Annotated in this window: 15 protein-coding genes and 2 pseudogenes; 5 read left to right on the forward strand and 12 right to left on the reverse strand. The window is 62.0% G+C overall.

Annotated features, from left to right (window positions below; all coding sequences use genetic code 11):
* Positions 1-31: 31 nt before the first annotated feature.
* Positions 32-1021 carry a diacylglycerol acyltransferase/mycolyltransferase Ag85B gene (gene ag85B, locus B586_RS10800; RefSeq protein ID WP_047314133.1) on the reverse strand — a complete coding sequence of 330 codons (990 nt, stop codon included), beginning with the start codon at positions 1019-1021 and terminating at the stop codon, positions 32-34.
* A gap of 345 nt (positions 1022-1366) precedes the next feature.
* On the opposite strand from ag85B, the gene B586_RS10805 reads away from it, so the two are divergent.
* A complete protein-coding gene (locus B586_RS10805; RefSeq protein ID WP_047314237.1) occupies positions 1367-2524 on the forward strand; it encodes a DUF7159 family protein in 1158 nt (385 codons plus the stop codon).
* On the opposite strand, the gene B586_RS10810 is transcribed toward B586_RS10805, so the two are convergent.
* Genes B586_RS10810 through B586_RS10820 form a run of 3 tightly spaced genes read right to left on the reverse strand, consistent with a single transcriptional unit; the run spans position 2521 to position 5017 of the window.
* On the reverse strand, positions 2521-3093 hold the full coding sequence (locus B586_RS10810) for a YceI family protein (RefSeq protein WP_231584590.1): 573 nt from the start codon (positions 3091-3093) through the stop codon (positions 2521-2523). The genes B586_RS10805 and B586_RS10810 overlap by 4 nt on opposite strands.
* 24 nt (positions 3094-3117) lie before the next feature.
* Positions 3118-3663 (reverse strand): alcohol dehydrogenase catalytic domain-containing protein, encoded by a 546-nt coding sequence (locus tag B586_RS10815; RefSeq protein ID WP_054879963.1) that lies wholly within the window; start codon positions 3661-3663, stop codon positions 3118-3120.
* Positions 3664-3688: 25 nt separating this feature from the next.
* Positions 3689-5017: a cytochrome P450 gene (locus tag B586_RS10820; protein ID WP_082129491.1), complete on the reverse strand. Its 1329-nt coding sequence runs from the start codon at positions 5015-5017 to the stop codon at positions 3689-3691.
* 147 nt (positions 5018-5164) lie between these two features.
* On the opposite strand from B586_RS10820, the gene B586_RS10825 reads away from it, so the two are divergent.
* From B586_RS10825 to B586_RS10835, 3 genes are all read left to right on the forward strand, one after another.
* Entirely contained in the window at positions 5165-5569 is a 405-nt protein-coding gene (locus B586_RS10825) for a hypothetical protein (protein ID WP_047314131.1), read from the forward strand.
* Positions 5570-5589: 20 nt separating this feature from the next.
* The gene (locus tag B586_RS10830) at positions 5590-5868 is read left to right on the forward strand and encodes a hypothetical protein (protein WP_047314130.1); all 279 of its coding nucleotides are present in this window, start codon (positions 5590-5592) and stop codon (positions 5866-5868) included.
* A 90-nt stretch (positions 5869-5958) separates the two neighbouring features.
* Positions 5959-6180, forward strand: coding sequence for an Rv1893 family protein (locus B586_RS10835; protein ID WP_047314234.1), 222 nt, complete (start codon positions 5959-5961; stop codon positions 6178-6180).
* 6 nt (positions 6181-6186) lie between these two features.
* Here the strand turns inward: B586_RS10835 and B586_RS10840 are convergent, their stop codons facing one another.
* From B586_RS10840 to dtd, 6 genes and pseudogenes are all read right to left on the reverse strand, one after another.
* Positions 6187-7320, reverse strand: a complete 1134-nt coding sequence (locus B586_RS10840; protein WP_047314129.1) for a nitronate monooxygenase — start codon at positions 7318-7320, stop codon at positions 6187-6189.
* A gap of 181 nt (positions 7321-7501) precedes the next feature.
* Positions 7502-7881: pseudogene (locus B586_RS10845) on the reverse strand (class I SAM-dependent methyltransferase); the annotation flags it as partial.
* A 90-nt stretch (positions 7882-7971) separates the two neighbouring features.
* Positions 7972-8562 (reverse strand): PPE family protein, encoded by a 591-nt coding sequence (locus B586_RS20100; protein WP_082129490.1) that lies wholly within the window; start codon positions 8560-8562, stop codon positions 7972-7974.
* A 457-nt stretch (positions 8563-9019) separates the two neighbouring features.
* Entirely contained in the window at positions 9020-9436 is a 417-nt protein-coding gene (locus B586_RS22760; RefSeq protein ID WP_082607584.1) for a PE family protein, read from the reverse strand.
* An 87-nt stretch (positions 9437-9523) separates the two neighbouring features.
* A pseudogene (locus tag B586_RS20110) lies at positions 9524-9709 on the reverse strand (IS256 family transposase); the annotation flags it as partial.
* Between the two features lie 272 nt (positions 9710-9981).
* On the reverse strand, positions 9982-10413 hold the full coding sequence (dtd, locus tag B586_RS10850) for a D-aminoacyl-tRNA deacylase (protein ID WP_047314128.1): 432 nt from the start codon (positions 10411-10413) through the stop codon (positions 9982-9984).
* A 57-nt stretch (positions 10414-10470) separates the two neighbouring features.
* Here dtd and B586_RS10855 point away from each other — a divergent pair, with 57 nt between their 5' ends.
* Complete coding sequence (locus B586_RS10855; RefSeq protein ID WP_047314127.1) at positions 10471-10788, forward strand: MTH1187 family thiamine-binding protein; 318 nt, start codon at positions 10471-10473, stop codon at positions 10786-10788.
* A gap of 13 nt (positions 10789-10801) precedes the next feature.
* Here the strand turns inward: B586_RS10855 and B586_RS10860 are convergent, their stop codons facing one another.
* Positions 10802-11296: a macro domain-containing protein gene (locus tag B586_RS10860; RefSeq protein WP_054879962.1), complete on the reverse strand. Its 495-nt coding sequence runs from the start codon at positions 11294-11296 to the stop codon at positions 10802-10804.
* Positions 11297-11328: 32 nt separating this feature from the next.
* Positions 11329-12711, reverse strand: coding sequence for an adenylate/guanylate cyclase domain-containing protein (locus B586_RS10865; RefSeq protein ID WP_156166385.1), 1383 nt, complete (start codon positions 12709-12711; stop codon positions 11329-11331).
* Between the last annotated feature and the right edge of the window lie 2 nt (positions 12712-12713).

The following is a 12713-nucleotide window of genomic DNA, read 5'->3' on the forward strand; positions in this document are numbered from 1 at the left end:
GGCAAAATCCTTTCCAAGGAGGGCGGACAGGCTATCCGCCGCTGGGGCCAGCCCCCAAAGTGCCCTGCAGATCGGGCTTCATGGCGTTGAGTTGGGCTCCCCAGTACTCCCAGCTGTGCGTTCCGTTGCCGTTGAAGTTGAACACGGCGTTGTGGCCGCCGGCAGCGTTGTAGGCGTCCTGGAACTTTAAGTTGCTGCTGCGCACGAAGTTCTCTAGGAACTCAGCAGGAATGTTGGCCCCACCTAACTCCGACGGTGTGCCGTTACCGCAGTAAACCCACAGGCGGGTGTTGTTGGCGACCAGCTTGCCAACCTGGAGCGTGGGGTCGTTCCGCTGCCAGGCCGGGTCACTCGGCGGTCCCCACATGTCCGCAGCCTTGTAACCACCGGCGTCGCCCATCGCCAAGCCGATCAGCTGGGGTCCCATCCCCTGGGAGGGGTCCATTAGCGCCGACAACGAGCCGGCAAAGATGAACTGGCCGGGATGGTAGACGGCCAGGATCAGGGCCGACGAGCCGGCCATCGAGAGGCCGACCACGGCGCCGCCGGTGGGCTTGACACTCCTATTGGCGGATAGCCATTGCGGCAGTTCACTGGTCAAAAACGTTTCCCACTTGTAGGTCGTACAGCCGGCCTTGCCGCACGCCGGGCTGTACCAGTCACTGTAGAAGCTGGACTGGCCACCGACCGGCATGACGACCGACAGCCCCGATTGGTAGTACCACTCGAATGCGGGGGTATTGATGTCCCAGCCGTTGTAGTCGTCCTGCGCACGCAGACCGTCCAGCAGATACACCGCCGGAGAACCGTCTCCGCCGCTTTGGAACTGGACCTTGATACTGCGACCCATCGCCCCCGAGGGCACCTGTAGGTACTCGACGGGCAAACCTGGTCGTGAGAACGCTCCGGCGGTCGCCGCTCCGCCGGCAAGGCCGATCAGGCCCGGCAGGGTCGCGGCCGCCGCCGCACCGACCAAAAACCGGCGCCCCCAGGTCCGGATCTTCCCGTTCACGTCAGTCATACCTACACCCCTTGTCGTATGTCGTCGGTGTTCTCGGCAGAACTTACCGCGCAAATAGCTCAGATGTCGATCAAGACGCGATGCGATCTCAGTTCTGTATCGGTTGCCGGCCGTGGAGACCGCAACCGTTTTCGGCGGTGCACGGCACCCGCGCCGACCTGGGGGTTCTTATCTGATGCGGCCGAACTTGCGTCGAACGCGTAGGCTCTCACGGAGCAAGCCGATGGACATCATGCTAATCCCGGTCCGCTCCGGCTCTCCCGAACCACCGCACCAGCAACGCTGCATGGCGCGCGGCGGTGCGGCCAAGGGCGCTGGAAGCCGGGCACGATTGAGGTGCAAATTTTGGATACGGTACTAGGGCTATCAGTGACGCCGACCACCGTCGGGTGGGTCCTCGCGGAAGGACACGGCGCAGACGGCACCATCCTGGACCATCACGAGTTTGAGCTGCGCGGGGGCCGCGGCGTGCGCGCGGTGAGTACCGCAGAGCAGGTTGCAGACGAGGTTTGGCGGGTAAACGCGATGGCGGCCGCGGACAATCAACGTCTGCGGGTCATCGGAGTGACCTGGAACGACGAAGCCTCCGCACAAGCCGCCCTGCTGTTGGAGTCATTGACAGATGCGGGTTTCGACAATGTTGTGCCGGTCCGCTTTCTCGAGGCGGTTGAGACTCTAGCTCGGGCCGTGGCACCCGTCATCGGCTACGAGCAGACCGCGGTCTGCCTGCTTGAGCATGAGTGGGCGACCGTCGTCATGGTCGACACCCATGATGGCGAGACCCGAACGGCAGTCAAGCATGTGCGCGGCGGCTTCGACGGGTTGACTGCGTGGCTGACTGGAATGTTCGACCGCAACAGCTGGCGCCCGGCCGGCGTAGTTGTCGTCGGCTCACACACTGACATTGATGGATTGTCATGGCAACTCGAAAAAGCTTTGCCGGTACCGGTTTTCGCGCAGACCATGGCACAAGTGACAATCGCACGGGGCGCCGCCCTGGCGGCGGCGCAGAGCACCGAGTTCACCGACGCGCGGCTGGTGCCATCCACCAGCAAACCCACCACGGCGGCACGGCCTCGGCGGTTGCCCTACGTCGGGGCCGCAACCGCCTTGGCCGCCGCCGCAGTGACCTTCGTCACTTCGCTGTCACTCGCGGTGGGCCTGCAGCTGGCTCCGGACGCCAATTCTGCTGCGCCTAAGCATGCGATGCGTAAGACGCTGCCACAGATCGCAGAAGCTGCCGCGCCTGCCGCACCAGCGCCCGTCAAGGCGGCGGCGTCGGCCGGCGGGGAAGCACCCAAACCCGTGTCACAGGCGCAGCCGCCGATCAACCTCACCTTCGCTGAACCGGAAACAGAACCCACCGCGCCGCTGGAACAACAAAGCGCAACCGCTGATCCCAAACCGGATCCAAATGGTCAGCCGCCGTACATTACGAGAGTTCTTGAGCACATTCCCGGCACTTACCGCGACCAAGCGCCAGACGACCCGACGGAGCCTTAACCCCGAGCACCGACCCGGACAGCGGAAAAGCACACCGTCACATCGTCGGCGACCTGTACCGAACCCATCAACAACGAATAGGGCTTGATGCCATAGTCGGATTGGCGAACCGCGGACTGGGCGGACATTCGCCATGAGTCACCAAGATCCTCTGTGCGCAAGTCAATTACGTGCTCCCGCGATTTCCCCCGAATATGCAGCATCCCGGTGATGCGGTAGCCGCTGCCGGTCTTGGCAATCTGGTCGCTGGTGTCAGCGACAAAGCGGATCTCGGGAAAGCGGCCGGCGCCCAGTGACCTCAGCGCGTTTGACCGAACCAGAGCCTTTTCCGGCCCGGACAGCCCTTTGAACCCACCCTCGCCGCGCACCACCTCGAACGAATTCGTCTCGACCGTAAGCTCCGCGGTAACCGGTTCGGCACCGTTCCAGCCCACCGTGGCCCGCCAGCGCGTCATCACGATGGTGAGGCGATGACCCAGTTGCGCGGCCCTGCCCGTGACGCCGGTCCGAAGTAACAACTCACCGTCGGCTGCATCCAGGGTCCACACCACGCTGTTACCTTGGGTCACAGACCGGACTGTATCTGGCCCGCATTACATAGTGAGGACGGTGCGGTAGCGTGCCCGCCCCTGCTCCATCGCCGCATAACCGTCAGCGGCTTGCGATAGCGGCAGCTCCTCGATCCACGCTCGCACGCCCGACACGACGGCAAAATGCATGGTCTCGAAGCCCATCGCCCGGGCAAACTGCACCCCAAAATGGCCGAGGCGCAGGTACCCGCCGGGATAGTGCCAGCTAGGCACCTTCATGTTCGCGCAATGGATGAAAATGCCTTTGCGGCAGTGGTCGCAGTGGTTACAGTGTCCACCGAACCAGCCGACCGCGACCCGTTCGCCAACCGCGAAATCGTCGATACCCTCGCCGAGTTCGGCTATGATTCGCCCGATTTCGGGCCCGAGGGTCAACGGCCACAGCATGTCCGGGAAGCCGCCGCTCACGAAAGCACGGTCGGTGCCGCAGATGCCGCACGCCGAGACCGCTAGCCGAACCTCGTCGCGACCCGGTGACAGCGTTTCAACATCGACCAGCCGCAAGGGTGCGCCAGCGGACTGCATCTGGACAGCCTTATGCGTGGCCATCAGCTCGCCCGTTTAAGTTCGTGTCCTAGTGCGCCACAGGGCATTTGGTTTCATCATGGCTATGGTAGTCGACCTGCCAGTGCTTGATCCCATTGAGCCAGCCCGACCGTAGCCGCTCGGGTTTGCCGATCGATTCCAGATCCGGCATGGACTCGGCGATCGCATGAAACATCAGGTCGATCGTCATCCGTGCCAGGTTGGCCCCGATGCAGTAATGCGCGCCGGTGCCACCAAATCCCACGTGGGGGTTGGGATTACGCAGAATGTTGAAGGCGAAGGGGTCGTCGAACACATCCTCATCGAAGTTGGCTGAGCGGTAGATCATCACCACCCGCTGGCCCTTCTTGATCGACACGCCGGACAATTCGTAGTCCTGTAGCGCGGTCCGCTGGAACGACGTGACCGGGGTGGCCCACCGGACGATCTCGTCGGCCGTGGTGCTGGGACGCTCCCGCTTGTACAGCTCCCACTGATCAGGGAAGTCGGTAAAGGCCATCATGCCCTGTGTGATGGAGTTGCGGGTGGTCTCGTTACCGGCGACTGCCAGCAGAATGACGAAGAAGCCAAACTCGTCTTCGGTCAGCTTGTGGCCCTCGATATCTGCCTCGACCAGCTTGGTGACGATGTCCTGACCGGGATGCTCGGCCCTATCGGCGGCCATCTGCATGGCGTACATGATCAATTCCACCGATGCGGCCAGGGGGTCATTCGTGGCGAACTCGGGATCCTGGTCCCCAACCATCTGGTTCGACCAATGGAACAGTTTCTTGCGGTCTTCCTGGGGTACACCCAGCAGGCCGGCGATGGCTTGCAGTGGCAATTCGCAGGACACCTGTTCGACGAAGTCGCCGGAACCCTCGGATGCCGCGGCCTCAACGATGCGGCGGGCCCGCTCGGTCAGGTCATCACGCAGCTGCTCAACGGCCCGAGGAGTGAAGCCGCGCGAGATGATCTTGCGTAGCCGGGTGTGCTGCGGGGCGTCCATGTTGAGCAGGACGAATTTGCCCCTGCCGATTTGCTCGTCGTCCGTGCCGTCCCGGTAGCGTGGCAGGGCGGTCTTCTCCAGGCTGGAGAAGACGTCGCTGCGCAACGAGACTTCCTTGACATCCTTGTGCTTGGACACCACCCAATAGCCGCCGTCATAGAACCCGCCCCGCCCGATTGGCTGCTCGTTCCACCAAATCGGTGCGGCTCGACGCATCTCGGCGAGTTCTTCCACCGGCAACCGTTCGGCGTAGATATCCGGGTCGGTGAAATCGAACCCTGGAGGCAAGTTAGGGATCGGCTGGGTGGATTGCTCGGTTGTTAACACAGCCCACTCCTCGATACAAAGGTTCTTGTGCCAATAAACCATTGCTACACCTGGTTGGGAAGCATCAGCGCAAGATCGCCAAAGCCGCTCAACAAGTCGATCTTGTGACGCCCGGCGCGCTCGATATGCTTTGGTGCACGCCACCGCCGGCTCGGTGGGGTCAGGTGACACTAACGCGAAGGGTGGAGCATGGTTCGCGAACTATTCGCCGTCGCTGCGATCGGGGGTGGCGCGATCGGTGCGGCGCCGGGCGCGGCGGCTAATCCACATTACGACGGCGATGTACCGGGCATGAGCTATGACGCTTCGCTGGGCGCGCCGTGCTCCAGCTGGGAGCGATACATCTTTGGACGAGGCCCCAGCGGCCAGGCCGAAGCGTGTCATTTCCCTCCTCCCAACCAGTTCCCACCAGCAAACACCGGATATTGGGTGATCTCCTACCCGCTATATGGAGTCCAGCAAGCCGGTGCGCCGTGTCCCAAGGCCCAAGCAGCGGCGCAGTCGGCTGACGGTCTGCCCATGCTCTGCCTGGGCGCTCAAGGGTGGCAACCGGGATGGTTCACCGGCGCAGGATTTTTCCCGCCTGGCGGCTGACAACGGCATATCTTGGAGATATGCGCAACGGTTCCCCGATCCCGAGATGGCTGCGCTTCGTACTGGCATCTGATCGAGCTGGCTCGGCGTGGTATGTCGGTACCGGCTTCTTCTTCGCGCCAGTGCTTGCCGTGCTGTCCCCTTGGCCGACGGTCACCGCCGTGCTGTGGGGGGCCATCGGGCTGGCAGGGTTATGGCTGGGCTTACTCGGAATCGCCATGGCCGTTGGACTGACACAAGTATTGCGGTCCGGTGCCGAAATACCCGAAGAGTACTGGCGCAGCCTGGTCAACTACTGACGTCAGCTGCGGGACCGGACCGCGCCGAAACCCCAGTGCTTTGCCAGGTCTACAGTCGTACCAATGATCCTGCAACCAAAGGAGATTCAGATGGGCTTCGACCCTAAAGACGCAGTCAACGCGGCCAGGGACATCGCGACTAATGCCGTCGAGAAGGCTTCGGACATTGTCGAAAACGCTAGCGACATCATCAGGGGCGACATCGCCGGCGGCGCCAGCGGCATCGTCCAGAATTCCATTGACATCGCCACTCACGCGGTCGACAAGGTAAAAGAGGTCTTCACCGGCAAGGGCGAAGACGACGACGAGTAGTCGCCGCTAGACGCCGGCAGCGGCGGCGTTGAGTTCGTCCAACCTAGTCGTAGCCTCCAGGTACTCCTGAACCCACCGCGCGATGACCGTGGCCGTCTTCTCTACCTTGGTGAATTGCCCGACAACCTGCCCGACTGGATTGAACGCGACGTCGACGGTCTCGTTGGGATAGTTGTGTGTGGCCTTAACGGCCATACCGGAAACCATGTACTGCAGCGGCATACCCAGCGGCTTCGGGGTGTCCGGTTGCTCCCAGGCCTCGGTCCAGTCGTTGCGTAGCATCCGAGCCGGTTTGCCGGTGAAAGAACGGCTGCGGACGGTGTCGCGACTGGTGGCCTTGATGTATGCCGCTTGCTGAACGGGGGTGTTCGCGGCTTCCTCAACCATCAGCCACTGTGAGCCCGTCCACGCGCCTTGGGCACCCAGGGCCAGGGCCGCAGCGATCTGCTGGCCGCTGCCGATACCGCCCGCCGCCAGCACCGGTATCGGAGCGACCTCCTTGACGACTTGTGGCCACAGCACAATTGAGCCCACCTCACCGCAGTGTCCACCGGCCTCGCCGCCCTGGGCGATGATGATGTCGACGCCCGCGTCAGCGTGCTTCCGAGCCTGCGTGGGGGAGCCACATAATGCGGCCACCTTGCGACCGGAGTCGTGAATGTGCTTGATCATGTCCGCGGGTGGGGTGCCGAGCGCGTTGGCGACCATCGTCATCTTCGGGTGCCGCAACGCCACTTCTACCTGGGGAGTGGCGGTCGCCTCGGTCCACCCGAGCAGTTGCAAGCTGTCCTTATCACTGTCCTCGACCGGGACACCATGATCGGCGAGAATCTTGCGCGCAAAATTCAAATGCTCCTGCGGCACCATCGAGCGCAGCGTCTTGGCCAGCTCCTCCGGCGAAAGGTGGGAATCCATGCCCTCATACTTGTTCGGGATGACAATATCGACCCCGTAGGGACGGTTACCGACATGCTCATCAATCCAGTTGAGCTCGACCTCCAGCTGCTCGGGCGTGAAGCCGACCGCCCCGAGTACCCCAAAACCGCCGGCCTTGCTGACAGCGACGACGACATCGCGGCAGTGGGTGAAGGCGAAAATCGGAAACTCGATACCGAGTTCGTCGCAAATGGCAGTATGCATACCTGCTCCTGGGCGCTGACCGATGCTAACTGAACTGAAACGTGTTCTAGTTTAGTACGGAGCCGCCTGACGTGGCCAGGGGGCCTGGTTCAGCACGTCGAAACTACGGCCTGTCATCGCGGCCGCGCCAGATCACCGGGGGTATGCGCCACCCACAACTGCTCCGATACCGACTCCACCGTCACCGAGTTGCCGCGATGTACTGGGAGCGCATGAAACTGTCCATCTGCACATCCACATCCGCCGGAGTCATTCCATAACTCGCCTGCAACTCCAGTGTGCTGCGAACGGGTTCCACGGCCCATCCATGCGCAGCCAGCCGGTGCGCCGGATCAGTCTTTGGTTCATAGGTGAGAGCGGAGAAGTCCACGTCACCAGACATACTCACCCCCGGATGGGTCGTTTCCAGCGCGGCGAGTTGCTCGCGGTCCAAACGTGACCCCAGGGCGCGCCCACGGCAATTCGGCTGCCCGGTGCACACAACTCGCCGATCCGAGTGAACAGGGCGTTTTGCGCGGCGTCGGTCAAGTAGAGCAACTGCCCCTCCACCGACCCGGCGCTACCATCGATGCATGTACCAGCAGGTATCTGACCAGGGTTAGCGCAAAGATACTCAATCAGACGTCCTCGACGCTGAGGGATATGTATTCGTCAGCGGTAGCTAATATCTGCTGATCCTGCACCAGCAGCGACACCTTGCCTAAGAGTGCGAACGAATGTCATCGGCGCTGGTACAATTTGATTTTTATAAGGCCCCCCCGTGGCATAGAGGATCGCACACAGATAATTATCCATCACTTTCGCATTAGTATCCCAGTATTCATGGTATTGGTGGTCCAACTCCGCGATTTTGGTGGCGAATTGTCCAAGAATGTTGGTTGTTTTCAAAGTTAAAGCCGCTGCACGGTTCGCCGTTATCGTCGCTTGCGGCACCATCTCTCTGGCCGCAGTTTCGTAGGCGTGCACAGCGATATTGAGATCAGTGGCGGTTTCTTGGGCCGCGGCAACGTGTTTATTCAACCATTCAGCATATATACTTGCCGCTTTTAAAAAAAATTCCAATGCCGGGCTTTGAAACGCCACACTTGCCTCTGAAACATTGCGTGACCAATCTATCGCCGCAGAAGTCAACTCGGCCGCCATGGTTTCCCATGTTCTTTTAGCGAGGAGTATCGACTCAGGACCCGGACCACGAATATTGCTAGCGTTGATCTCGGGCGCCAATGCATGGAAGTCCATCATCTCAGTTGCCTTCCTTAAACTCTACGTCACATATCACTGGTAGACCTACTCGCCGGTAGCCACCCGCGAGTGGCAAAGTTATGGCACAGTCCTCGCTTGTTGTCCCCACTGGCGTATGCGGCAGTCCCCCAGACGCCCGGGAAAACTGCTTGACGATGCCCGTGCACCGATCGGCATAGAGCAATAGCCGACCTCGGGCCTGCAGCACCACATCGACAGCAACGCGGCACCATCCGCGTTGGAATCGCTGCCGTCATGAATAACTTGCATGTAAGGCGTATCTTCCCGAACCAGCGTGCCAACGCTGACTCTTGATCAGACAACAGGACTCCATGATCCTTCACCAGGAAGGTGCCACCGATATCGCGTCACTCCACCGAGGGCTATCCACGGGTTCTGAATCATGGTTCATCGGCATGTACCTGATGCGGCTGCCTGCGAGCATGAAGGAGCCTTGCTACATGAGACTCAACATTTGCCTACCGTTATGACAATCAGTTTCTATACAAGCAGATGCGCCAGCCTCCAGGCGCTGGGAGAACAGCTTGGCGATGTTCGCGCCCCGATCGGTATGCTCCTGGTATAGCTGCCCGCGAATATTAAAAGATCTCGCTAACCGAGCTGACACGCTATCACCTCCCGGCGGTCGAATTTCGGTCATTGCCGACGACCTCAGATTTGTTGTTGAAATTCGGTCAGCAATCCCCGCCATACCGCGACATGCCTGAGTCAGGTCAAGTGGATTTAGCCGCAGCTCCTCTGGGTCTGCTGCTTTCGCTAGGCTTCCCCCCTCCTCTGGGCTTGCTGCCGATGAGCTGCCTGCTACCGACTCAACTAAGTCTAGTTTTTCAGGAGAAGTCATTAGTACCCCCATTTGTCGATCACTTAGTTACAGGACGTCATCCTATGACACCTTCGGAGCTGTCCGATTAGCGGTGGGTGGATCCGACCTTGATGTTGGTTAACTGCCGGTTGGGGTGATCCGACCGTTGAAGGTGATCGCGAACGCGTTGAGTGCGGGCTTCCACCTTTTCGCCCATCGTGCCTTACCCCGCCCGATTGGATCCAGTGACCGGGTGATCAGGTATAGAGCTTCAGGGCAGCTTTGTTCGGTCGGGAAATGTCCGCGGGCACGGATAGTGCGCCTAGGAACGGTACGAACTCGCTCCCATAGCCATCGGCGAAGTGGACGACGACTGTTTGGTGCGTCGGGTCAGATCCGTCCGGCGACGCGAAAGACGTTGCGGAGTCGGGTGACCGGGAATTGTCCCGATGGGGACGCAGGGTTCGCGCTGGAGGGGTGCTGCACCGGGTGGCAGTATGTGAGCAAGGAATTAGCGGCCGCTGGGGTTAGTTTAATGCCTAGCAAAATCGGTCCTCCCGCCCAAATTCGCCACCGCCGCCGACTGTACGGCACGGTCACAGCTCCAGCATCAGGGTCACTGGACCGTCGTTGACCAATTCGACCCGCATGTCGGCACCGAATACGCCGGTTTCCACGCAGGCACCCAGCGCCCGCAACGCTTCGGCGACGGCCGAAACCAGAGGCTCAGCGGCCACACCCGAAGCGGCCGCGTTCCAGGACGGCCGACGGCCCCTTGCGGTATCGGCATAGAGGGTGAACTGACTGACCACCAGGATCGGCGCGTTAACGTCGGCCGGGGACTGTTCGTCAGCGAGGACCCGTAGATTCCAAAGCTTGTCCGCCATCCGTCGCGCCGTGTCAAGGTTGTCGCTGTGGGTAACACCGACGAACACCAGCAGGCCCTGGCGCTCCGGCTGGATAGCGCCGACCACCTGGCCGTCGACCGACACCGCTGCTGACGAGACCCGTTGCACCAGAACACGCATGGGGCTCGATGCTGCCAGGGCGGCGTTGAACGCGGAGTTACTGGGTAGGCTGATCAGGTGTCTGTGCTGGTCGCGTTTTCGGTCACTCCGTTAGGAGTCGGCGAGGGCGTCGGCGAAATCGTTGCCGACGCAGTTCGAGTGGTCCGCGATTCCGGCTTGCCCAATAAGACGGATTCAATGTTCACCGTGATCGAAGGCGATACCTGGGAACAAGTCATGGCGGTGGTGCAGCGCGCGGTGGAGGCCGTCGCTGCTCGTGCACCGCGGGCCAGCGTAGTAATCAAGGTCGACTGGCGGCCCGGGGTCACCGACGCCATGACGCAGAAGGTGGATTCCATCGAGCGTTATCTGGCTAAGCCGGCGATCGACCCGTAGCACCCGATCGACGCTATACCCCCACAACGGCCCGGAATGCCCGCTCAGCCTCGTCGCCGTGCACAGCGAACACCACCCGCTGCAGCGAGCTGGCCTGGTGTTGCCGAACAGCGTCGACCATCAGCCGCGCCGCGTCGTCGAGCGAAAAGCCGCCGACGCCAGTGCCGAACGCCACCAGCGCCAGCGAGCGGCAACCGAGCTCATCGGCCTTACGCAAAGTCGAGCCGGTGGCCCGGGTGATGGTCTCGGCTGAGGTCGGACCGCCCGGCTCCATCGTCGCCGCGTGAATCACGTAGCGCGCCGGCATCTCGCCGGCTGTGGTCTCCACTGCCTCCCCAAGTCCGATCGGGGCCTTCTGCTTCGACTCCCGCTGCACCTGCGGCCCGCCGGCGCGGGCGATTGCCGCGGCAACGCCGCCACCATGGCGCAGCTGGGTATTGGCTGCGTTGGCGATCGCATCGAGCTCGAGCTTGGTCACGTCAGCCTGCAGCACCTCTAACTCGATCATCACGACATTGTCTCGCAGATTGGCGCCCAGGATCAGCCGCCGCGGCCGCGATCACGCACCAACGCATACAGCCGCCAGCGTCCTGGCACACCTCTGAGTTCGTGGTCACCTCGCTCGGCGAACGCACGCCGCGATCCGGTGACGATGTCGCGCACCGTCGAGGACACCAGCACTTCGCTGGGACCAGCCAGTGCTGCCACGCGCGCACCGATATGCACGGCCATGCCAACGACGTCATTTTTCAAGGCGCCGCGCACCTCGACCTCACCCGCGTGAATACCCACCCGCACCTCGATACCCAGCACGCCGACCGCATTCACGATTTCGTCCGCGCAGGCGATCGCGGCGCTGGGGCTGGCGAACGTCGCAACGAATCCGTCGCCGGCGGTGTTGACTTCGCGACCGCCGAACCGCTGCAGTTCGTGGCGCACGATGGTGTCGTGGTTGTCCAGCAAGTCGCGCCACCGGTTGTCGCCCAGCAGCGCGGCGCGTTCAGTGGAGCCAACGATGTCGGTGAACACGATGGTGGTCAGTACGCGCTCGGCCTCGAACCCGCCCCGCACACCTGTGATGAACTCTTCGATCTCGTCGAGCATCGGCGCGGTGTCGCCAACCCAGTACAGGGCATCGGCGCCCGGCAACTCGACGAAGCGGGATCTAGCAATATGCTCGGCCAGGTAATGACCGTGCCCAACGGGAATGAACGTCGAACCGACACGATGCAGGATCAAGGTCGGGACTCCAATGCGCCCCAGGGCTTCTCGCACGTCGCCTTCGATCACCACCTTGGAGACGGCGCGGGCCATGCTGGGCGGCCCCGCACGGTTGCCGGCCAGATCCCACCAGGAGCGAAACGCGTCGTCGTGGGCAACACTGGGCGCCACGACCCCCAGTACGTCGAAACCCTGCTCCACAGCATCGGGTTCGAGTGCGACCGTCGTGAACGGCGCGGCGCGATGCGCCTGAGCACCGACCGGGTAGTCGGGCGCCCATAGGGTGCGCGCAGCACCGTTGACGACCACCAAGCTGCGCACCCGCTCGGGATAGTCAGCAGCAAGCACAAGTCCATTCATCGCATGGAAGCTCGGCGCGAAGACCGTTACCTGCTGGCATCCAACCGCGTCCATCACGGCGATCGCGTCCTCGGCCCAAAACTTCGGTCCTAACCGGTTCATCGCGGAGGTTCGCGATGAGAGACCGACTCCGCGATGGTCAAACCGGATCACCCGGCAAAACGATGCCAGGCGCTGGTGGAAGCGGTGCAGCGACGGCTCATCGTCGATCGAGTCGATCGGAACGAACGGCCCCGGCAACACGAGCAGATCAGTCGCACCGTCACCAAGCACTTGGTAGGCGATGTCCATATCGCCGCACTTGGCGTAGCGAGTTCTGTGTTTTCGGGGCGCATTCGCCACGG

Source organism: Mycobacterium haemophilum DSM 44634, from assembly GCF_000340435.2.
GTDB classification, from domain to species: Bacteria; Actinomycetota; Actinomycetes; order Mycobacteriales; family Mycobacteriaceae; genus Mycobacterium; species Mycobacterium haemophilum.